This is a genomic window from Streptomyces sp. NRRL S-31, assembly GCF_000718775.1.
Lineage (GTDB): Bacteria > Actinomycetota > Actinomycetes > Streptomycetales > Streptomycetaceae > Streptomyces.
The window spans coordinates 1-22,316 of the sequence record NZ_JOCB01000124.1 but is presented as its reverse complement, the minus strand read 5'-3'; the positions used below and the strand labels follow the sequence as shown (position 1 = coordinate 22,316).

General features: G+C 74.0%; 12 protein-coding genes. All 12 read right to left on the bottom strand.

Annotation, left to right across the window (positions count from 1 at the left end; translation table 11 throughout):
- Window positions 1–1,026: condensation domain-containing protein (locus IF37_RS0134295; protein ID WP_030751964.1), on the bottom strand; the 1,026-nt coding region annotated here is incomplete at its 3' end.
- A 54-nt stretch (window positions 1,027–1,080) separates the two neighbouring features.
- Window positions 1,081–7,827: a non-ribosomal peptide synthetase gene (locus IF37_RS0134290; protein ID WP_253915932.1), complete on the bottom strand. Its 6,747-nt coding sequence runs from the start codon at window positions 7,825–7,827 to the stop codon at window positions 1,081–1,083.
- 211 nt (window positions 7,828–8,038) lie between these two features.
- Window positions 8,039–9,436 carry an MFS transporter gene (locus IF37_RS40070; RefSeq protein WP_030751957.1) on the bottom strand — a complete coding sequence of 466 codons (1,398 nt, stop codon included), beginning with the start codon at window positions 9,434–9,436 and terminating at the stop codon, window positions 8,039–8,041.
- 4 nt (window positions 9,437–9,440) lie between these two features.
- A complete protein-coding gene (locus IF37_RS0134280) occupies window positions 9,441–10,055 on the bottom strand; it encodes a winged helix-turn-helix domain-containing protein (protein ID WP_030751954.1) in 615 nt (204 codons plus the stop codon).
- A 262-nt stretch (window positions 10,056–10,317) separates the two neighbouring features.
- Complete coding sequence (gene budA / locus IF37_RS0134275) at window positions 10,318–11,154, bottom strand: acetolactate decarboxylase (RefSeq protein WP_052845520.1); 837 nt, start codon at window positions 11,152–11,154, stop codon at window positions 10,318–10,320.
- Window positions 11,155–11,183: 29 nt separating this feature from the next.
- Window positions 11,184–12,872 (bottom strand): acetolactate synthase AlsS, encoded by a 1,689-nt coding sequence (alsS, locus tag IF37_RS0134270; protein ID WP_158727434.1) that lies wholly within the window; start codon window positions 12,870–12,872, stop codon window positions 11,184–11,186.
- A 272-nt stretch (window positions 12,873–13,144) separates the two neighbouring features.
- Window positions 13,145–14,389, bottom strand: a complete 1,245-nt coding sequence (locus tag IF37_RS0134265) for an FxsB family cyclophane-forming radical SAM/SPASM peptide maturase (protein ID WP_253915931.1) — start codon at window positions 14,387–14,389, stop codon at window positions 13,145–13,147.
- 11 nt (window positions 14,390–14,400) lie between these two features.
- On the bottom strand, window positions 14,401–14,583 hold the full coding sequence (locus IF37_RS0134260) for a YxD-tail cyclophane-containing RiPP peptide (protein WP_030751941.1): 183 nt from the start codon (window positions 14,581–14,583) through the stop codon (window positions 14,401–14,403).
- A 33-nt stretch (window positions 14,584–14,616) separates the two neighbouring features.
- Entirely contained in the window at window positions 14,617–17,601 is a 2,985-nt protein-coding gene (gene fxsT / locus IF37_RS0134255) for an FxSxx-COOH system tetratricopeptide repeat protein (protein WP_030751937.1), read from the bottom strand.
- Window positions 17,602–17,684: 83 nt separating this feature from the next.
- The gene (locus IF37_RS0134250; RefSeq protein ID WP_253915933.1) at window positions 17,685–18,872 is read right to left on the bottom strand and encodes an FxsB family cyclophane-forming radical SAM/SPASM peptide maturase; all 1,188 of its coding nucleotides are present in this window, start codon (window positions 18,870–18,872) and stop codon (window positions 17,685–17,687) included.
- A 214-nt stretch (window positions 18,873–19,086) separates the two neighbouring features.
- Window positions 19,087–19,296 carry a hypothetical protein gene (locus tag IF37_RS0134245; RefSeq protein WP_030751931.1) on the bottom strand — a complete coding sequence of 70 codons (210 nt, stop codon included), beginning with the start codon at window positions 19,294–19,296 and terminating at the stop codon, window positions 19,087–19,089.
- 71 nt (window positions 19,297–19,367) lie between these two features.
- Window positions 19,368–22,316, bottom strand: a 2,949-nt coding sequence (locus tag IF37_RS0134240) for an SAV_2336 N-terminal domain-related protein (protein WP_052845518.1), incomplete at its 5' end; no start/stop codon positions are given.

The window sequence follows — 22,316 nt, the reverse complement described above, 5'->3', positions numbered from 1 at the left end:
GACCCGGGCCAGCAGCTCGGTGAACGCCGGGTCGCCGGAGAGGTCGGTGCGCAGGACGAGGGTGTTGACGAAGAAGCCGATCAGGTCCTCGGTCTCGGCCCGGGTTCGGCCGGCTACCGGGCTGCCGACCGCGATGTCGTCCTGGCGGCAGTAGCGGGCCAGGACGATCTGGAACAGCGACAGCAGCGCCATGAACAGGCTCGCGCCCTGCCCGCTCGCCGTCGCCCGCAACGCCTCCGTCACCTCCGACGGCACCGAGAAGGTGACCACGTCACCGCCGCCGCCCGGCCGCGCCGGACGCTGGTGGTCGGTGGGCAGCTCCAGCGGCGTCACACCCGCGAGGCGCTCGCGCCAGTACGCCAGCTGCCCCTCCAGGAACTCCCCGGTCAGCTGCTCCCGCTGCCAGGCGGCGAAGTCGGCGTACTGGAGAGGGAGTTCGGGCAGTGACGCCTCCCGCCCGGCGACGGCGGCCGCGTACAGCTCGCGCAGTTCGCGGGCCACGATCCCGGAGGACCAGCCGTCCGACACGATGTGATGCACCGTCAGCAGCAGGAAGTGGTCGTCGTCCGCCAACCGCACCACGTCGGCCCGCAGCGGCCGGCCGCTGTCCAGGTCGAACGGCCGCGTCGCCTCGGCGCGCAGCACCTCGCCCGCCCGGGCCTCCGCGTCCGGCTCGCCCCGCAGGTCGTGGACCGTGACCTCCACCGGCCAGGGCGCGGTGATCACCTGTCGCGGGGTACCGTCGTCGTCCGCCGGGAACGCCGTCCGCAGCACCTCGTGCCGGGCCACCAGACCCGACAGGGCCGTGCCCAGCGCGTCGGCGTCCAGCCTGCCGCGCACCCGCAGCACCGTCGGCACCAGGTACTCCGCGCTGTCCGGCGTCAGCCGGTCCAGGAACCACAGCCGCTGCTGCGCGAACGACAGCGGCAGCGCTCCGGCCTCCCGGTCAGCCGGTACGATCCGGGCCGCTTCCGCACGCCGCCGCATGCGGGACAGCAGCCGTGCCTCGACCGAGTTCTCGCCCATGATGTTCCGTCCTCTTCCTCTTCGTCCTTCTCGCGTGGGCAATGGGCCGCTGGTTCAGGAATCCTGTTCCTGCGCTTCGAACAATTCGATGAGCTGTTGCTTGATACCGGTGACGGTCGGCGCCTGGAAAAGGCGCCGCAGGCCGATGCGTACTCCGGTCGCCGACTCCACCTGATTGACGAGCTGGATGGCGAGCAGGGAATGTCCGCCGGCGTCGAAGAAGCCGTCGTGGATTCCCACGCGTTCGACACCGAGCACGGCCGCCATGATCCCGGCGATCTCCGCCTCGATCTCGTCCCGTGGAGCGGTGTACCCGGCCGTGCTGTCGCCGTCGCCGCCGGGGGCCGGGAGCGCCGCGTGGTCGACCTTGCCGTTCCGGTTGAGCGGGAGTTCCGGCAGGATCGCGAACGCGGACGGCATCATGGCGCGCGGCAGGCGCTCGGCGGCCCACTCGCGCAGCGCGCCGGCGTCCACCGTGCCGCCGGGCACGGGCACGCAGTAGGCGACCAGCCGCTTGTCGCCGGGCGTGTCCTCCCGGACCACCACCGCGCACACCCCGACCGCGTCATGGGTGAGCAGTGTCGCCTCGATCTCGCCGAGTTCGACCCGGACGCCGCGCAGCTTCACCTGGCGGTCGATGCGTCCCAGCAGGTCCAGCTCGCCGTCCGCGGTGAACCGGCCGAGGTCGCCGGTGCGGTACATCCGGCCGCCGCGGAACGGGTCGGCGACGAAGCGCCCGGCGGTCAGCTCGGGCCGCCGGTGGTAGCCGCGTCCGACGCTGTCGCCGCCGAGGTACACCTCGCCCAGCACTCCCGCGGGCACGGGACGGCGGTCCGGATCGAGGACGTACACCGTCTGGTTGACCATGGGGCGGCCGGCGAGGACCGGTCCGGCCGGGTCCGTGCGCGAGGCCCGCCAGTACGTCGTGTCCACCGAGACCTCGGTGGCGCCGTACAGGTTGACGAGGTCGCCGGGGAACCGCTCGGTGAACCGGGCCACCAGCGTCGGCTGGAGCGGCTCGCCGCTGGCGAAGGCGTACCGCAGGTGCGTGCAGTCCGCGGGGCGCACCCGGGAGACGAAGAGGTCCAGCAGGCTCGGCACGAAGTGCAGGCCGACCACGCGGTGGGCGCGCATCAGACGGGACACCTCGGCCATGTCCAGCCGGTCGGAGCCGGGTACCAGCACGACTGTGGCGCCCTGCCACAGCGGCCAGAAGATCTCGTACGCCGACACGTCGAAGGAGAGCGGTGTGGCCTGGAGGAAGCCCTCGCCCTCGGCGAGCGGGAACGCGTGCTGCATGCCGGCCAGGTAGTTGACCACTCCGCGGTGTTCGATGCGGACGCCCTTCGGGCGGCCCGTGGAACCGCTGGTGTAGATCAGGTAGCACAGGTCGCCGGGGTCCGCGACGGGTTCCGGCGCGTCGGCCGGCAGGGTGTCCGGCAGGTCGGCGGGCCGGTCCACGGCCAGCAGCTCCGGGCCCTTCGGCAGCAGGGCGGCGTGCGCGGTGTCGGTGACGATCAGCGGCGCACCGGAGTCCGCCACCAGGTACGCCAGCCGCTCCGCCGGGTGCTCCGGGTCGAGCGGGACGTAGGCGGCACCGGCCTTCAGGATGCCCAGAAGCGTCCACACCATGGCGGGCGAGCGCTCCAGGCAGACGCCCACGGGTACGTCCGGACCGATGCCCGGCACCGCGCGCAGCCGGTGGGCCAGACGGTTCGCCCGCTCGTCGAGCTGGCGGTACGTCAGGCTCTCCGTGCCGCAGACCACGGCGACCGCGTCGGGGGTTCGTGCCGCCCGCTCCTCGAACAGCCGGTGCAGTGTCGCCCCCGACGGGACGGGCGCGGCGGTGTCGTTCCATTCGGTGAGGATGCGGTGCCGCTCGTCCGCGTCCAGCATCTCCACCTCGGACAGCGCGCTGTGCGGGCGGGCCGTGGCCGCGGCCAGCAGGTTGCCGAAGTGGCCGACCAGACGGCGCGCGGTGTCCTCGGTGAACAGGTCGTCCGCGTAGACCACGGCACCGTCCAGGGTGCCGTCCGACGCCTCCGCGAGGTACATCGACAGGTCGAACTTGGCGTCCCGGACCGGGGTCTCGACGGACTCCGCCGACAGGCCCGGCAGCTGCCAGGTGTCCGCGCCCGGTGTGTTCTGCAACGCGAACATCGTCTGGAACAGCGGATTGCGGGACAGGTCGCGGTCGGGGGCCAGCTCCTCCACCAGACGCTCGAAGGGCAGGTCCTGGTGGTCGTAGGCGCCGAGCGCGGTGTCCTTGACCCGGGCCAGCAGCTCGGTGAACGCCGGGTCGCCCGACAAGTCGGTGCGCAGGACGAGGGTGTTGACGAAGAAGCCGATCAGCTCCTCGGTCTCGGCCCGGTTGCGGCCGGCGATCGGGGTGCCGACCGCGATGTCCCGCTGCCCGCTGTAGCGGGCCAGCAGCAGCTGGAAGACCGCCAGCAGCGTCATGAACAGGCTCGCGCCGCTCTTCGCCGACACCGCGCGGGCACGGGCGGCGACCTCGGCGGGCACCGAGAACCGGACCACCCTCCCCCGCCCGCCGCGCTCCGCCGGCCGCGCGTGGTCGGTCGGCAGCTCCAGCGGCTCCAGACCGCCCAGCCGCTCGCGCCAGTAGGCCAGTTGCCGCTCCAGTGGCGCACCGGACAGCCAACCGCGCTGCCACACCGCGTAGTCGGCGTACTGCACCGGCAGCGGATCGGGCCCGGACGTCCCGGACCGGTCCGAGACGGCCTCCGCGTACCGCGCGGACAGCTCGCGCACCAGCACCCCCACCGACCAGCCGTCGAAGGCGATGTGGTGCACCGTGACCGCCAGGACGCACTCCTCGTCGGCCAGCCGCACCAGCAGCGCGCGCAGCATCGGCCCGGTGCCCAGGGCGACCGGCCGCAGCCCGTCCTCGCCCAGCAGCTCCGTCAGCGCGTCCTCGCGGGCGACCGGGTCGGCCACCCCGCGCAGGTCCCGGACCAGCACCCGTACCGGCCGCGCCGGGTCGATCAGCTGCACCGGGGCGCCCGCCGCGTCCGTGCCGAACCGGGTGCGCAGGATCTCGTGGCGTGCCACCACCGCGGTGAACGCGGCGTTCAGGGCGTCCAGGTCCAGGGGCCCGCGCAGACGGAAGGCGAAGGGCAGCAGGTACTCGGCCCGGCCCGGCTCCAACTGGTCCAGGAACCACAGCCGTTGCTGGGCGAAACTGAGCGGCGGCGGACCGCTGTCACGCGGCGCCGTCGGGATGCGGCCCGCCCCGCTGCCGTCCAGCTCCGTCACGGCCGCGGCCAGCAGCGCCGGCGTCGGCGCGCTGAACAGCGTCCGCACCGGCACATCGGCGCCCAGCCGCCGGCGCAGCCGCGACACGACCTGGGTGGCCAGCAGCGAATGCCCGCCCAGCGCGAAGAAGTCGTCGTGCACGCCGACCCGGTCCACGCCCAGCACCTCGGACCACACCTCGGTCACCGTGCGTTCGGTGTCGTCGCGCGGCGCGGTGTACGCGGCGCCCAGCCCGGACCGGTCGGTGGCCGGGGCAGGGAGCGCCCGGCGGTCCGTCTTGCCGTTGGGGGTGAGCGGGATGCGCTCCAGCGGCACGAACGCCGAGGGCACCATGTAGTCCGGCAGGTCGCGCTGGAGGTGGGCGCGCAGCGCGCTCGCGTCGAGGGGGCCCACGGGCACCACGTACGCCACCAGCCGCTGCACACCGGGCACGTCCTCGCGCAGTACGACGGTGGCGCCGGCGACCGTCGGATGGGCGAGCAACGCCGTCTCGATCTCGCCGAGTTCGATGCGGTAGCCGCGCAGCTTGACCTGGTTGTCGGCGCGGCCCGCGAACTCCAGCCGCCCGTCCGGCAGCCACCGGGCGAGGTCACCGGTGCGGTAGACGCGCCGGGGGGTGCCGTCGACGTCCACGACGGTGAACTTCTCGTCGGTCAGCTCGGGCCGGTGCAGATAGCCGCGGGCCAGCCCGGGGCAGCCGATCCACATCTCGCCCGGCACACCCACCGGCACCGGCCGGCCGTGGCGGTCGACCACGAACACCTTGGCGCCCGCCACCGGCCGGCCGATCGGCACCCGGTCGACGGGCCCGGTGATCCTGGCGGTCGTCGCCTCCTGCGCGGCCTCCGTCGGGCCGTAGCCGTTGACCAGGGGCACCGCGCAGTGCCGGAACCACTCCCGGACCTGCTCCCGCTGGAGCGCCTCGCCGCCGAGCCGGACCAGCCGCAGCTCGGGGCCGATCGCGTCCGGCCCGTCCAGGCCGGCGGCGAGCGCCCCGAACGCCGACGGGGTGAGCCACGCCACCGTCACCCGGTGCTCGCGCAGCGCCGCCGCCAGCCGGCCCGGGTCCCAGGCGTCGTCGCGCAGCACCAGGCAGGCCCCCGAGATCAGCGGGGCGAACAGCTGGCCCACCGACGAGTCGAACGCGATCGACGCGAACTGGAGGACCCGGTCCTCGGACGTCAGCTCCAGCTGACGGCGCGTCTCCCGCATCCGGGCGCGCAGCGCGCCGTGGGTGATCTGCACCCCCTTGGGGCGGCCGGTGGAGCCACTGGTGTAGATCACGTAGGCCACGTCGTCCGGGCCGGCCTGCGCCACCGGACCGGCGGGGGCGGTGTACGGCGGCTCGGGCCAGGACCCGTCCAGCAGCAGCGTCGGCGTCCGGGCCGGCAGGCGGCCGGTGTGCGCGGCCTGGGTGACGATCAGCGGTGCGCCGCTGTCCTCGACCATGTAGGCGAGCCGGTCCGTGGGGTACGCCGGATCGAGCGGCACGTACGCCGCCCCCGACTTGTGGATGCCGAGCAGCGCGCACACCATGTCCGTGCCGCGGTCCAGGCAGACCGCGACCAGGGTGCCCGGCCCGGCACCGCGCTCGCGCAGCCGCCCGGCGAGCCACTCGGCCCGCTCGTCCAGCTCCCGGTAGGTCAGCCGGTCGGTGCCGCAGGTCACGGCCGGCGCGTCGGGGTGGCGGGCGGCCCGCTCCTCGATCAGCCGGGTCACGGTCACCGGGTCCGGGGCGTCGGTGTCGGCGCCGTTCCACTCGCCCAGCACGCTCCGGCGCTCGGCGGCGGTCAGCATGCCCAGCTCGGACAGCCGGGCCCCCGGGGTGGCGCAGGCCGCGGCCAGCAGCGTCTCGAAGTGCCCGGCCAGCCGCACCATCGTGGTCTCGTCGAACAGGTCGGTGGAGTACACGATGGTGCCGTCCAGGGCGCCGTCGGCGGCCTCGGTGGCGTAGAAGGTGAAGTCGAACTTGGAGTCCTGCGCGGACACGTCCAGCTGGTCGACGGTCAGGCCCGGCAGCTCCCACGACCGGCTGTCGGGGGTGTTCTGGAGGACGAACATCGTCTGGAACAGCGGATTGCGGGACAGGTCCCGCTGCGGCGCCAGCTCCTCCACCAGGCGTTCGAAGGGCAGGTCCTGGTGGTCGTAGGCGCCGAGCGCGGTGTCCTTGACCCGGTCGAGGAGTTCGGTGAACGCCGGGTCGCCGGACAGGTCGGTGCGCATGACCAGCGTGTTCACGAAGAAGCCGAGCATGTTCTCGATCTCGGCCCGGTTGCGGCCCGCGATCGGCGTGCCGACCGCGATGTCCTCCTGGCCGCTGTAGCGCGACAGCACCACCTGGAAGACGGCCAGCAGCGTCATGAACAGGCTCGCGCCGGTCTGCTGGGAGAGCCTGCGGGCGCCGTCGGCGGTCTCGGCCGGCACGCGGAAGGTGAGCATGGCACCGTTGCCGCCGCGCCGTGCCGGACGCCGCCGGTCGGTGGGCAGCTCCAGCGGCTCGGTGCCGGCCAGCCGGCCGCGCCAGTAGTCCAGCTGCTCCGCCAGCACCTCGCCGGTGAACCACTCGCGCTGCCAGACCGCGAAGTCGGCGTACTGGAGGGGCGGTTCGGCCAGATCCGCCTCCGTACCCGCGACCCGGGCGCCGTACAGCGCCGTCAGCTCCCGGGACAGCACCCCCGCCGACCAGCCGTCGAAAGCGATGTGATGCACCGTCAGCGAGAGCAGGTGCTCGTCGTCGGCCAGCCGGATCAGCAGCGCCCGCACCATCGGCCCGGTGCCGAGGTCCATCGGACGGAAGCCCTCGGTGGCCACGAGCGCGGTGGCCGCCTCCTCGCGCGCGGCCTCCCCGGTGACGGACCGCAGGTCGTGCACGGCCAGCGGCAGCGGCCGGGGCGGGTCGACGACCTGCCCGGGGTTGCCGTCCGCGTCGCTGACGAAACGGGTGCGCAGCACCTCGTGCCGGGCCACCAGCTCCGACAGCGACGCACGCAGCGCCGGGACGTCCAGCGGGCCGCGGATGCGCAGTCCCATGGGAATGAGGTACTCGGCCCGGCCGGGCTCCAGTTGGTCCAGGAACCACAGCCGGCGCTGCGCGAACGACAGCGGCAGCGGCCGCCCGTCCCGGGGCGCGCGGGGGATCACCGGAACGTCGTCCGGAGCCCCGGCCGTCACCAGGGCGTCCATGGCGTCCGCCGCGTCCTCGGCGTCGAAGTCGGCCGACTCGAACAGCCGACGGGCCCGCTGCATCGCCTCCCGGGCGAGGAACGACGCCACCGCCCGTACCGTCAACGGCTCCGGCAGCGGTTCCGCGCCGAATTCCGAACCGAATTCCTCCGCTATCCGGCGGGCCATTTCCACCGCCTGCGGGCCGGTCCCGCCCAGCCGGGAGAATTCGTCCTCCGCCGTGGTCACCTCGGTGCCGAGCACCGCTTTCCACACGGCCGCGACGCGGATTTCCGCAGGGGAGAAACCGTCCTGTCCGGCCACCCGGCCGGATGCCGCGGCCATCATCGGATTCGTCGTCATGTGTCCACCAGTTCCTCGTCGTCGGCCGTCAGCGAAAACCACTCGGAAACTCAGCCGAATCCGATGCTCGCAGAGCGATCTTGAGGAGATAACTGGTTACTTCTGCCCGCCGGACGTGGACACTTCTGCCCGCGCGGAGGCGGACGTACGAGAAACGGCGCGGGCCGGGACGGTGGACCGCCCCGGCCTGCGCCGTTTGTCGTGCCGCCGCTCAGGCGGCCGCCCTGACCGCCGCTTCCCCGGGGGCGGAAGCCGTAGCGGCCGCACCCCCGCTCCCCTGCCCGGTGCCGACGGGGCTCGCCTCGGACACCGTGTGCTTGCGCATGCCCGCCCACTCCCGGTTCAGGGCCGGCACTCCGATGGCGACGAGGTACAGCCCGCCCACGATCCACAGCGCGCCCGAGGTGCCCGCCACCGTCACCAGCCCCGCACCCAGCAGCCCGCCGAAGGGGATGCCCGCCCAGGTGACGGCCTGGGCCAGCGTCTTGACCCGGCCCAGCAGCGGGGTGGGGATCAGCTCGTACGTCACGGCGCCCACGATCGGATTGACGAAGCCCGACCCCAGGCCGCCCGCCGCCAGCACCGCCAGCACCAGCCACAGCGGCGCGCCGGTGGCCATCGCCACGAAGCGCGGGACGCCGCCCAGCGTGAACCCGATCAGGTACACGGCGCGCCGGGGCAGCCGCTCGGCCACTCCCGCGGCCACCAGCGCGGCGACGATCGACGTCGCGGCGAAGACGCTGACCACCAGGCCCACGGCCTCCGCGCCGTTGCCCGTCTCCTTCGCCCAGACCGGCAGCAGCACGGACATGAACGCCTGGTCGAGCAGGTTGGTCACGGCGAGCATGCACACGATGGACCGCAGCAGCTTGGCGTCGCGCAGGAACACGGCGCCCTGGCGCAGCCGCGAGAGATAGCCCTCGGCCTCCTCGACCGGCGTCTCGTGCGGCTCGGGCACCGGGTCGCTGAGCGTGGTGGAGACGACCAGCGCCGACACACCGAACAGACAGGCGGTGATCCATAGGGCGTAGAGGCTGCCGAAGGAGGCGACGACCACCCCGGCGATGGCCGGGCCGATGGTCGTCGCGGTCCGCTCGACCGCCGCCGACAGACCGGTTCCCCGTTCCAGCGGCACCCGGGCCGCCCGGGTGGCCGCCGGCACGAAGAGCCCCTTGGCCCCGTTGGCCGGGCCGTCCGCTGCGCCGACCACGGCCAGCAGCCCCAGCAGCAGGCCGAAGGACAGGTGTCCGGTGAGGTAGAGCAGCGGGGCGGTGGCGGTGGCGACGGTGGAGGCCAGGTCGCCGGCGACGCTGATGCGCTTGGGACCGATCCGGTCGATGACCGGGCCCGCCAGCGCCTGGGCTATCACGTACGGGACGATCTGGCAGAAGGCGACCAGTCCGGTCTTGCCGACGCTGCCGGTCGTCGTCAGGACGAACCAGGGCAGGGCGATCGAGAGCACCCGGTTGGCCGACAGGGCCGCCGCGTTGGCCGACAGCATGCCGACCAGTCCGCGCAGGACCCGGGGCCCGTCGGCCGGGGCGTCGGGGGAGGGCGTGCGTGCGCCGCTGTCCGCCGCCCGCTGGGCGGCCGCGTGCCGAGAGGTCATCTTGTCACTCCGAGTCGGTGGGGTGGGAGACGTGCCGGTCCGCACTGGTCGGGAACAACTGGAACTGGAAGGCGACCCGCGCCGCGCCCTCGGGCAGCGGCGAACCCGCGGGTCCGGGCGGGGAGTTGCGCCGGCGGAGCAGCCGGTGGATCTCCGCCGTCAGCTCCTTGGCCTCGGCGGGGGTGAGTGTGAGCACGTAGTCGCCGAAGTCCTGGGCGTCGCGCCACTCGGGCGGCAGCGAGGCGGTCGCGTCGATGGCGGTCGTCATCGCGTCGGACCAGACCCGGCCGAGCGCCTGCAAGTAGGCGGTGCCGAGACCGTCGCCGCCCGCCAGCACCTCGTCGTCCGGTACGACCGTGTTGGCGTGCGCCGCCTGCCACCAGCGCTCACGGCGGCCGCCCCGGGACGGTGCCTCGACGATGAAGCCGTACTCGGCGAGCTGCCGCAGGTGGTAGCTGGTCGCGCCGGTGTTCTGGTCCAGCCGCCGGGCGAGCGTGGTGGCCGTGGCCGGCCCCTCCGTCCGGAGGATGGTCAGCATCCGGACCCGCAGCGGATGGGCGATGCCCCGCAGGTTACGAGCGGTCAGATGTACCTGGGAGGGCTGCTCGGGGAGTTCCATGAGTCCCAAGGTAGATGACAAAGAAGTCTGTGCATAGGTTCTCTTGCAAAGAAGTCTTTGTAGATGCGGGAGTGGCTGGATCCTGAGGGATTGATGGCCGGTAACCCTGCCGTGAGAGCCGCCGTGAAGCACCGGGCCGGGCCGCCTCCAGATGACCCCTCGCGCCGGAGCCGGATGCCCGGCGAAACGGGGAAGAGCCGTCCGGCGAAGCGCCGGACGGCTCTCGAACCACCATGACCGGGGGTGGAGGCCCCCCGCGTATTCAGCCGGACCCGTTCCGATCGTCCGACGGGCCCGCAACATCCCCGGCTCCGCCTTCCGCCTTCCGCACCTGGTCCTCGAAGGAGGCCGAAGAACGCGACGCCAGGAAGGCCGCCGAGGTGGGGAGGCTGAGATGGAAGTCGTGCGCGGTGGCCACGGCCGCGGTGCCGGCGGTGATCTCGAAGTCGAAGCAGTGTCCTCCCTTTTGCCGAGAATCGTCGATGAAGTGCAGGTGGTAACCGGGTACGGACACACCGCCCACGTATCCCGGCGTCACGAATCCCACGAGGGTGCCGTGGATGTCCTGGAAGGCGGTGACCGCCTGGTCCGCGGTCGCTTCCACCAGCGGGGGGTACGGCCGGTGCTGCTCGGCCACCGTTCTGGTGCTGACACTGCTGAAGTGGCCGTCGACCCGCACGGCGCGGATCAGGTTGTCGCCGGGCGCGAGCTCGCCGATGGCTGTCTCCACGTCGTGTCTCGCCATGGGCGAGGTCAGCCGCCGAGTCTTATCGGGACGGAAGAACGTCACCGCGGCGAACGGGGTGAGGTCGTCGTCGGCCGCCGGGGTCGCGGTTCCGTCGGAACGCAACCGGTGGCAGACGCCGTCCAGCACGACCATCTCACCGTCGAGTCCGTTGAACGTGCCCACGCCGAAGTCACCGTGCTCCAGCAACGCCGCGACGGTGACGTCTCCTTCGTAGACTCCGTCGAGAAGCGCCGCCATGGTGGATGTCTGATACACGGTGGACGGCGGATCCGCCGGTCCGTTGTGTGCCTGCTGCGCCAGGGACGTCATGAGGTGCAGCAGCCGGTCCCACGCGGTCTGGGTGTCGGACATGAGGTCCTCCTCGGGCTCGTCGTCGGCTTCTACTCGAAGGCGTCGGCGATCAGGTGCCTGCCCAGTTCGGTGTTGCGGGAGTAGTCGACGGGAACGTCGATGATCGTGGGTCCGGGTTCCAGCAGTGCCTGGCGCAGCTCGGTGGCGAACTCGTCGTAGCCGGAGACGCGCACGCCCCGGGCGTTGAACGCCTTGGCGAAACTCACCACGTCGTAGTCGCCGAGTCGGACACCGGACTTGCGGCCGTACTTCATCTCCTCCTGGAAACCGACCATGTCGTAGGTGTTGTCCCGGAAGATCACATGGACGAAGGACAGCCCGAGGCGTGTGGCGGTCTCCAGCTCCTGGGCCGAGAAGAGGAAGCCACCGTCGCCGGAGACGGAGACCACCTGGCTGTGGGGGCGCACGAGGGCCGCGGCCATCGCCCAGGGCAGGGACACGCCCAGAGTCTGCTGACCGTTGGAGAAGAGCAGCCTGCGCGGCTCGTAGGAGCGGAAGTGACGTGCCATGTGGATGTACACGGACCCGATGTCACAGGCGACGGTCGCGTCGTCGTCGAGGTGGTCACGGAGCATCAGTACCAGCGCGGCCGGGTCGAGTCCCAGCTCGCTCGCGGGGGTGTGCCGAGCCTCCTCGTCGATGGCGGCCAGCCGGTCGCGCTGGGCGGAGACGGCCGCCTTGGTGCCGGCGTCGAGCTTGAGCGGGCCGGTCTCGTCGGCCAGGGCGGCCAGCGTGCGGGCGACGTCACCGCACAGCTCCAGCACGGGCTGGTAGTGGTTGTCGATCTGCGCCGGCACGGAGTCGAGGTGGATGACGGGGCGTGCCACGTCGGAGTTCCACAGCTGCGGGTCGTATTCGACGGGGTCGAAGCCCACGGCGAGGACCACGTCGGCCTCGGCGACGACGACGTCTCCGGGCTGGTTGCGGAACAACCCGACGCGTCCGAGGTAGTGGTCCTCCAGCTCGCGGCTGATGACACCGGCCGCCTGGAAGGTCTCGACCACCGGGAGGTCGCCGTCGGTGATGAACGAGCGCAGGGCGGCACACGCTTCGGGGCCGCTGCCGCGGCTTCCCACCAGCACCGCGGGACGTGCCGCGGCACGCAGCAGGCGCGCGGCCTCCGCGACCTTCTCGGCGGGCGCGGCTCCCGCCTCCGGGACGGGCAGCAGCTTCCGGATGCTCGCTGTCGTCCCTTCGGCCGCCACGTCGGACGGCAGGACGACGGCCGTCGCCCCGCGCGGCTCGGTCAGTGCGGACCGGAAGGCGTTGTTGATCGCCTCCGGCACGTTGTCCGGGTGGGCGACTTCGCCGGTGTACTTGGTGACCGTCTTGAGCAGCGCCGCGGCGTCCATCGACTGGTGCGTCCGCTTGAGGCGGTCCGGCCGGCCCACGGCGCCGCAGATGGCGACCACGGGGTCCTGTTCCGTGTTGGCGGTCAGCAGGCCCGTGGCCAGGTTGCTGGTGCCGGGACCGGACGTGGTGAGGGTGACCCCGGGCACTCCGGTGAGGCGGCCGACCGCAGCCGCCATGAAGGCGGCGTTCTGTTCGTGGCGGCATACGATCAGTTCGGGTCCGCCGTCGACCAGGGCGTCGTAGACGGCGTCGATCTTGGCACCCGGTACGCCGAACACGTACGACACGCCGTTGGCTTGCAGGCATTCGACCACGCGTTGCGCGGCCCGCGTCTTGGACGTCACGGCGTCGCTGGTGTCGACCACGGTTTCATCTCCTCGATGGGGTGCGAATAATCGGGCCGCGGTGACGGCCTGCCTCTGCATACCGAGATTGTGTGCGGACAGGCCCCTTGCGTACCACCGCTCTCCGTAGTGATCGGCCGGCGTGAATTTCGTCAGTCCGAGGACGGGTACACCCGCGCCCACGCGGAGGGGACCGACCGCGGCACCGGCCCGTCCCGACCGCGGCACCGGCCCGTCCCGACCGCGGCACCGGCCCGTCCCGACCGGGACGGCGGACAGGACGGACCCGCCCGTCAGAGACCGGGCGCGGACGTCGCCTCCGCGATCCGCCCGGCCACGTGCCGGACCAGCTTGTACAGGTCGGCGCAGTACACCGAGCGGTTGCGGAAGCCGTTCTCCGCACGGTAGCGGTGCGCGTAGTTGCCACCGCCGCAGACCGCGACCACCGGGCAGGCCCGGCAGGCGTCGGGCAGGGCGTCCGGGCCGAGTTGGCGGGCCGCGATCCCGGGGTGGTCCAGTGCCTCGTCGAACGAGTGGCGGAAGACGTCCAGACCGGTGGCCGGCGCGCCCTCGTAGGCCGTCTTCAGCGAGTCCACCTGCTCGATGGCCCCGTCGGTGTCGACGACGACGGCGACCAGCGGCGAGGTGCCGACCGCCTCGGCCCCGCCCGGCACCCCGAGCAGCAGCCCGATGATCTCGCGGAAGATCCGGACCGGCGGTCCGGCCGGCCGGCGGGCGAACCAGTGGTCGAACGCGGTGATCAGCCAGTCGCCGTACCGGGTCGCCTCCTCGGCCGGACCTCTGCCGGGCGGCGGGGACGACCAGTTGGCGTGCGGGAGCAGCAGGTCCAGCGAGGGAGGCCGCAGCGCGGCCAGGGACTCGTACACCCGCACCGGATCGGACCGCGGGTCGATCGTGCACAGCACGCCCGCCCAGGTGCCCGGGCGGGCGGTCAGCCGCCGCAGCCCCCGGGCCGCCGCGGGCCACGCGGGCCGCCCGGCGTGGGTGACCCGGCGCCCGTTGAGGGCGGCATCGCCGCCGTCCAGGCTGACCCCGACGCGGACGTCCGCGGCGGCCAGCGCGGCGAGCGCCCGGTCGGTCAGCAGGGTCGCGTTGGTCTGGAGGCTGACGTGCACCGCGCAGCCCGGTGCCCGGGCGCGCACGGCGGCCCGCACGGTCGCCGCGGCCTCGGCGAGGAAGTCCGCTCCGGCCAGCAGCGGCTCACCGCCGTGGAAGTTCAGGTGCACGGCGGTGAGCCCGTGCCCGGCCGCGTGCTCGGCGATCCGCCGCGCGGTGTGGGCCACCACCGGCTCCGGGACCCGCGGCGGACGCTCCCGCCAGCTCTGGTCGGCCCCCCGGTAGACGTAGCAGTAGGTGCAGGCCAGGTTGCAGCGGCTGTGCACCTTCAGCACGAACTGCCGGAACGGCACCGGCCGCACCCCGGCCCGGCGCAGCCCGGCCACGTCCAGCGCGCGGTGAGGCCACCAGGGGTGCGAGGACGGCGCGGGGAGCGGCACGGGAGCGTGCGGGGCGGGCACGGTCGTACGGTTCAGAAGATGCCGTCCTCGTAGAAGGCGACGGGCGCCTCCTCGGTGCCGCACCGGGTGAGGAGGGCGGCGGCGACGGTGCCGAGCACCGGGTGCTCCCCGGACGAGGCCAGGGCGCGGACGTCGAGGTGGGACAGGTCGGGCAGGTCGGCCGGCGCGGGGCCGGTGCTGGTGCGGTCGTGCATGGGTGGTGCCGGGGCCTTTCGGATGGGCTGGGCTCAGATGGGCTGGGGCTCGAAGTCCCAGTACGGCCGCTCACGGCGGCGGACGGAGAGGGTGTGCGGGTGCTGGGCGCCGAGGGAGTCGGCGAGCCCTTGCAGGGTTTCCTTCTCGAGCTTGGCGGCCTCCTCCGTGCGGCGCAGCGTCCGCAGGTCGTCGGCGAGGGCGGCACGGCAGGAGAGGGTGAGCGGATGCGGGGCGCCCAGGACGTGCACGGCCCGCTCCAGCGTGTGGCGGCTGAGGTCGAGGGCGCCCTCGTCGTCGCCGACCAGGTGCCGGGCGCCCGACACGTTGAGGGCCGTGCCCAGCGTCCAGGGATGGTGCTCGCCGACGGCCGCGCGCATCCCCGCGTACGCCCGCTCGGCGATCGCCACCGCCTCCTCGCGCTCGCCGTACTCCCACAGGACCAGGCCCGTGTTGCCCAGGGTGCCGATGGCGTAGGGGTGGTCCTCGCCGACCAGGTCCCGGTAGCGCCGCGCCACCCTGGTCGCCGTCTCCCGGGCCTCCGTGAGATCCCCGTGCTCCCGGGTGAAGGTCGCGAAGTCGGCCTGCACCATGAGGGTGTCGGGATGCCGGGGGCCCTGCACGCGGGCGCTGCGGGCGACCACGTCGCGCAGCAGGCTCTCGGCGCCCGCCAGATCGCCCAGCCGCCTGCGGCACAGGGCGAGGTTGTGCCCGGCGCGCATCGTCTCGGGGTTGTTGAGGCCCAGCCGGTCCTGGTGCAGCCGCAGGTTGAGTTCCTGGCGGGAGGTGGCCTCGACGTACCGGCCCAGCAGGCGCAGCATCCTGGCCGCGCCGAGGTTGGAACGGAGGGTGTCCAGGTTCTCGTCCCGGAACAGCCGGGTGCGGATGGCGGCGTTCTCCTCGAAGACCTCCCGCGCCTCGTCGTACCGGCCGAGCAGGCCCAGCGTGGTGCCCAGGTTCTCGCGTGCCTGGAGGGTCCGCGGGTGGTCCGGCCCCACGGTGCCCACGTACTGCCGGTACATGTCGTCGTACAGCTCGTACGCCTCGTCCAGCCGGGCCAGGGCCATCAGCGCGCCGCCGAGGGCGTTGCGGGCGCTGAGCAGGTCCGGATCGTCCGGCGGACGGCCGTCGAACACCCGGACGCCCTCCCGGCCCACGGCCTCGGCCTCCTGGTAACGGCCGGACCGGCGCAGCAGGTTGGAGTGCTGGAGCATGGCGATCCGCATCACCCGGGAGGTGGGCGGCAGGAAGGTGCGCCAGCGGACCAGGGCCTGCTCGCACACGGTCAGCCCGGTCTGGTACTCACCGCGCGCCCGCGTGTAGTTGATGCAGTTCAGCACGAGGTCCTGGACGTCCTCGTCGGAGCTGTCCAGCGCCCCCGAGTGCTTCAGGTGCGGGAAGAGGTTGGCGTAGCGGTGCCAGTGGTTGGGTTCGTTGGGCTGCCGGGGATCGGCGTCGACCAGGATGCGGCAGGCGGTCGCCGACAGCGCGTCGCGCTCCGCCTCGCTCAGGTCGTTGCGCAGGAAGCCGTGGTACAGCTTGTGCATCTGGACGCTGTCGACGACCGTCTCCTGGCCCGGCGAGGTCTCGTAGTCCAGCCGCACCGCGGTCGCCTCGGAGAGCCGGCGCAGGGCCGTGTGCCAGCCGATGGGGTCCGCGGCGAGGGCGGCCAGGTGCGGCGGCAGGTCCCGGGCCCGCGCCGACTGGATCAGCCGGACGGGGATGTTCTCCGGGGAGAAGAACACCAGCAGCTTGAGCAACTCGGCGGCGCTCTCCGCCCGTTCTCGCAGCGTGTTCAGCGTTATCGACCAACTGGTCTGGAAACTCATCGAGTACTGCTCGCTGAGCCCGATCCCGACCCTGTTGGGCTCGCCGCGCCGGATCAGGGCGATGTAGTCCCGGGCCGGCATCGGGTTGGTGTCCAGCCAGGCGGTGGTCTGGGCGAGGATCAGCGGCAGGTCCTCGACCGCGTCCGCCAGGTCGTGCGCCTCCTGACGGGTCAGCCGCGGCGCCCGGCGCAGCGCGTAGGCCATGCTCTCCTCGCGCAGGAACGGCTGGACGTGGATCTCCCGGGCGCGCCGGGCCGCCGACCAGTCGCGGGTGAGGCTCGTCAGCAGGACGTGCCCGCGGCCCTCCGGGATGAGGTCGTCCACCTGCTCCATGTAGTCGGCGCCGTCGAAGACCAGCAGCCACCGGCCGTGGGGCCGCCCGGTGCGCAGGGCCTCGTGCACCGCCCGGATGCGGTCGCCGATCTCCTGGCCCACGGACAGCTCCAGCTGGGTGGCCAGCGCGGCGAGCTGCTCCCGGGCGGTGCCGCGGTAGTTGGCGTTGACCCAGTAGACGACGTCGTAGGCGTTGCCGAAGCGGTGCGTGTACTCCTGGGCGATCTGGCTCTTGCCCACGCCGGAGATGCCGTACAGCGAACAGCGGGCGCCCTCGTCGCCGGCGCTGCTCAGCGCCTCGTGCAGTTCCTCCAGGACCGGGTCGCGGCCGGTGAAGGTGTCGTTGCGGCGGGGCACCCGGCGGATCGCCGGAGGGTCGTGCGGGAAACGCGGACCGGTGCCGTCCGCGCCCGCCGGATCCGGCTGGGCGGGATCGATGCCGAGCAGCCGCAGGATGCGCCGGCGTGCCTCGGTGGCGGCCAGGTCACGCAGGTCGACGGGGCGCAGCGCGGCGACCGTCGGGGGCAGCGGGTCGGTCGCCACGCTCACCGCCGCGAGCCGGTCCACGTGCGGCGGGACCACCTCGCGCAGGGCGGACGTCCACTCCTCCCTGGTGCGCGGACCGAGCCGGAAGTACCAGTTGTCCAGCAGCAGGAGCACCCGTCCGGGTGCCCGCAGCAGATCGCGCAGCGCGTCGGTGAGCGCCCCCGCCGAACCCGGGTCCCAGCGCAGCGTGGTGGTCCGGTGGCCCAGCAGCTCCAGCTGGTGCGCGATCCAGGCGGCCCAGGGGCGGTTGAACCCGGCGTAGCTGATGGTGAAGTGCTCGACGGGCGCGCTGTGCCGGGCTTGCTCCGCCATGCAACCGTCTCCCTCGCACGCCCCTGCGGAAATGTGACATTCGGCACCTTAGAGTATCTGGCGCGGCATCAAAAACAAGCAGCTCAAGGCAGGTTGCCGAGGTGTGGCGCGGTGGACGCCCCGGCGGGCAGCGCCGCGAGCAGCCGGTCGGCGATGTGCCGGATCAGCAGTTCGAGATCGGCACAGTAGACCGACGGGTGCCGGAACCCGCTGCCCGCCACGTAGCGGTGCGCGTAGTTGCCGCCTCCGCACACGGCCGACAGCGGGCACGCACGGCACTGCGCCGCGAGGGCCCCCGCTCCCAGCTGCCGGGCGGCCACCCCGGGATGCTCCAGCGCCGCGTCGAAGCTGTCGGTGAACACGTTCAGCCCGGTCGCGCTCGCCCCGTGGTACGCCGACTTCACCGAGTCCACCTGTTCGATGGCGCCGTCGGTGTCCACGATGATCGCCGCCATCGGGGAGAGCCCCACCGACTCGCTGCCGCTCGGCCGGCCCAGCAGCAGCCCGATGATCTCCTGGAAGATCCGTACGGGCGGGCCGGGCGGATCGGCGTCCCACCAGCGGTCGAACACGGTCCGCAGCCACCGGCCGTAGGGTGCCGGACCGCCCGGCCCGGGCGGCGGCCGGGTGGACCAGTTGGCGTGCGGCAGCAGCAGGTCGAGGAAGGGCGGGCGCAGGTCGAGCAGCGAGGTGAAGACCTCCGCCGGATCGCTGTCCGGATCTATCGTGCACAGCACGCCGGAGTAGCTCTCCGGGCGGTCCCGCAGCAGCCGCGCCGCGCGGACGAGGCCGGGCCAGGACGGGCGCCCGGCGTGGTCGACGCGGCGGCGGTTCAGCGCGGCGGTGCCGCCGTCGGCGCTCAGCCCCACCCGGATCCCGGCGCGGGCGAGCCGGTCCAGCACCGGCCCGGTCAGCAGCACCCCGTTGGTCTGCACGGCGAGGTCCAGACGGGTCCCGGCCGGCAGCACCGCCCGCAGCTCCCGGGCGGCGCGCAGCAGCGGGTCCGGGCCGCCGAGCAGGGGCTCCCCGCCGAAGAAGTCCACCCGCAGCTCCCGCAGCCCGTGCCGCCGGACGTGCTCGGCGATCCGCTCAGCGGTCCGGCGCACGGTGGCGTCCGCCATGCGCACCGGCCGGTCGCGCCAGGTGCTGTCGTGACCCGCGTAGATGTAGCAGTAGGTACAGGCCAGGTTGCAGCGGCTGTGCGTCTTCAGCACGAACTGGCGCAGCGGCACGGGCCGGACGCCCGACCGCCGCAGTGCGGGTACGTCCAGCAGCTCAAGGGGCCAGGGGGCGGACCCGCCCGGGGCCGTCGTCCGCCGCACGGGGGACGGGGGAGTGCCGCCGTCATCGGTCACGCTGCCACCCTCCACGCCGGTGCGGACGGGCCGCGACACCCGCCGGCCGGGCGCCGGGGGACGGGAGACGCGGCGGATGTGCTCCTCCAGCATCGGCGCGTCCGGCCCGGGCCGCCAGATCAAATCCGGCTCAAAGCGGTTGCCGCCGCGTGTCCATGTTGTCGTCGAAATACGCGACCGCCTCCCCGGGGGCCGGCCAGTGCCCGAGCAGGTCGTCCATGACGGCGCGCAGCACCGGATGGCCGACGGCGGTCCGCAACAGGCCGGCGTCGTACGAGGACAGGTCGGGGAGCGGCCGGCCCTGCGGATGTGGCTCGGGCCCCGGCGGCGGACTCTGCACGCTGCACTCCTCAAGGGATGGTGTTCTGCACGGAGTTGCCCACGCCGGCCGCGCGGGAAACGCCCGCACCGTCACGGTGGTCCCGCCAGCCGCGCGATCCGGTCCGTGGTGAGCCGGGCCTCTTCGGTGTCGGTGGCGTCCAGCTCCTCCCACAGCGCGCGGGCCAGCCGGTACGACTCCAGGGCGCGGGCGGGTCCCGCGGTGCGCTCCAGGACCCCGCCGCGGCGGTGCCGTGCCCGGGCGGCGGTCAGGGCGTCCCGGGTGCCGGTGGCGGCCCGCAGGTAGGCGGCGGAAGCCTGGGCGTAGTGGTCGAAGACCTCCGTGCGCCGCGCCAGCAGGCTCTGCACGTCGCCCAGTTCCAGCCAGGCCAGCGCGCCGGTCTCGCCGTCGTCGCGGGCGGCGAGGGTGAGGGCCCAGGCGGCCTCGTGCAGATCGGCGACGCTGCCCTGGCGCTCGTGCCGCAGCCGCAGGGCGCGGCCGAACAGCAGCTGGCGGTGGCCGGCCCGCGGATCGTGGGAGCCGGTCCGGCCGTTGGCCTCCCGCAGCAACTGCACGGCGCGGGCCGCCGGATCGGCCGCCCCGGGCTCCGACTCCGCCCGCCGCAGGGCGAGTTCACCGGCCTCGGTGAGCAGGTCCGCGTACCGGGGCGTGTCCGGCGGCACCAGCCGGCGGGCCCGGGTGAACGCCTCGTCGGCCGCCCTGAGGTCCTCGGCGTCCCCCGTCCGGTCGTGGTGGTCCCGGCGGTTGCGGGCGATCAGGGCCAGGCAGGTCGCCTCGGCGAGCGGATCGGCCGCCTCCCGGGCGAGGGCGGCGGCCTCGCCGAGCAGGCCGTGCGCCTCGTCGTCGCCCTGCCCGTCGGGCGGAAAGGACAGCGCCTCGGCGAGGCCGGTCAGCGCGGCCGGCAGCCGGTCGTGGCGCGCGGCCGGGTCCCCGCGCAGGCCCTCGACGGCGGTGGCCAGGTCCGCCGCGGCCCGCACCGCGAAGGCGCGGTCGCCGCTCAGCCGGGCCAGGTCGAGCAGCACGCCGCCGCGTTCGAGCGGCAGGGCCGGCGGAACCCGGCCGGCGGGCCACAGCCCGGCCTGCGCGGTCAACGCCTCCAGCGCCTCCTCCAGCAGCGCCGGGTGCGGTCCGCCGGGGCCGACGCCGGACAGCGTGCGCAACGCGCCGGCCAGCAGCAGCACACACGCCAGGCGCGGTGCGTCCCCGGTGCCCGCCGTGTCCTCCAGGGCGGTCCGGCAGTGGCCGGCGGCCTCCCGCAGGCCCGCGGCGGCCTCGTCGGCGCGGCCCGCGGCCAGCGCCGTCCGGGCCCGGGCGTCCAGGACCCGGGCCAGGGCGAGCCCGGCCGGCAGGCCGCGGTCCGCCGCGAGCGCCTCGCGCCCCGCCCGTTCGGCCTCGTCGAGGACGTCGTCGCCGCCCCACTCCCGCCAGGCGTGCCGCAGCGCGTCGGCGAGCCGGACGAGGAGCGCGCCGGAGCCGTCGGTCTCGCCCGCCACCCGCAGCAGCCGTACGGCGGCCAGCAGGTCGCGCGGGGAGCGGTTCTCCTCGTAGCGGTCGAGCAGGGCGCGGCCCGTGTCGCCGAGGCCCGGGGCGGGGGACGCGCGGCGCAGCAGGGCGGGTTCGGGTTCGAAGCGGCGCAGCACCCGTTCCGAGACGCGGGCGAAGGGCTCGGGGACCGCGTCCGGGCCGATCTCCGGATCGCTGCTGACGTCCATGAGGTAGGCCACGGCCACGGCCGGGAAGTTGCGCGCGCTGCGCCCGAACGCCCGCTCGACGTACAGCGAGCAGTGCTTGAGGACGAGGGCGGCCTCCCCGGCACTGAGCCGGTCGATGAGCAGGTCGCGCACGCCGGGCACGAACTCGTACCACGACTCCCCGCGGTCGTCCGAAAGGGCGCCGTGCGGCGCGGGCGCCTGGACGACGAGGCCGCTGAGCAGCACCTCGGACAGTTCGGCGGGACCGGTCTGGGGGAGCATGGCGCGCTGCACGAGCTGCATGACGGGCAGCGAGAGCGGGGCGGCGGACAGGTACACGGCGAGCTGGCGGCCGAGCGGGGACGCGGACGCCTCGAACGTGGCGAGGAGCTGGGCGGCGCCCCGCACCGGTGCGCCGGCCGGGCCCGCCGGGCGGGAGGCCGCGCCGGTACCGGGTCCGCCGACCCAGGCGGCGGCGCCCCGCAGCCGTACCCCGCTGTCGCCGGCGACCAGCCGCGCCCAGGTGGACAGGGCGCCGGGACTGGGGGCCAGCACCGGCACCGGCAGCGTGCCCGGGGCGACGGCGTCCCGGCCCGCCCGGCGCTGCGGCGTGAAGTCCAGGACGCCGTAACCGCCGGGGCGGCGGTGCAGGGTGCCGGGCTCGGCCGGCAGCCGGGTGCGGGCCCACAGCCGCTGCGACAGCGGCTGGAGGACGGCGAGGGGACCGCGGCGCAGCCCCAGGTGCAGCAGCTCCCGCATGGCCGGCCCCTGCCACAGCGGTCCCGCGCAGTCGCTGACGACCAGGGTCACGCGCCGGCCGCTCGGGTCCAGCAACTGCTCGGCGGGGACCCGCGGGGCGTCGGCGCGCGGCAGCGTGCTCGCGCCCACCCCGGCGCCGTCCGGGTGCAGGTAACGCACCGTCACGCCGCGGAAGGCGCCGACCCACTCGCACACTTCGCGCACCTCGTGCAGCATCTGCCCCCACACGGTCATGGAGGGCGAGGAGTCCACCAGGAGCTGGAGGTCCGCCTCCCGGCCGCGGACCGGGCGCAGCACCGGCCAGACCAGGCCGCAGTCCGCGGCCCGGTCCGCGGTCGCCGCCTCGTCCACCTCGGCCGGGCCGGGCGCGGCCGACGGCTGGTAGCGCCGGAAGGGACGCAGCGCCCGTTGCAGCGGCAGCAGCGCGGGGAAGGCGGAGGCGGCCGGTACGGCGACGTCCGCGCGCGGCGCCGGACCCGCGGGGGCACCGCCCCGCACCGGCAGCAGATCGACCTCGTGGCGCGTCCCCCCGCCGCGCGCGGCCGGCGCGCCCGCCCGCCAGGACGCCGA

Bases quoted from the DNA above. Each gene is read 5' to 3' on its own strand.
- IF37_RS0134290 (WP_253915932.1), bottom strand. From the start codon at position 7,827: ATGACGACGAATCCGATGATGGCCGCGGCATCCGGCCGGGTGGCCGGA.
- IF37_RS0134260 (WP_030751941.1), bottom strand. From the start codon at position 14,583: ATGCACGACCGCACCAGCACCGGCCCCGCGCCGGCCGACCTGCCCGAC.
- IF37_RS40070 (WP_030751957.1), bottom strand. From the start codon at position 9,436: ATGACCTCTCGGCACGCGGCCGCCCAGCGGGCGGCGGACAGCGGCGCA.
- fxsT (WP_030751937.1), bottom strand. From the start codon at position 17,601: ATGGCGGAGCAAGCCCGGCACAGCGCGCCCGTCGAGCACTTCACCATC.
- IF37_RS0134280 (WP_030751954.1), bottom strand. From the start codon at position 10,055: ATGGAACTCCCCGAGCAGCCCTCCCAGGTACATCTGACCGCTCGTAAC.
- budA (WP_052845520.1), bottom strand. From the start codon at position 11,154: ATGTCCGACACCCAGACCGCGTGGGACCGGCTGCTGCACCTCATGACG.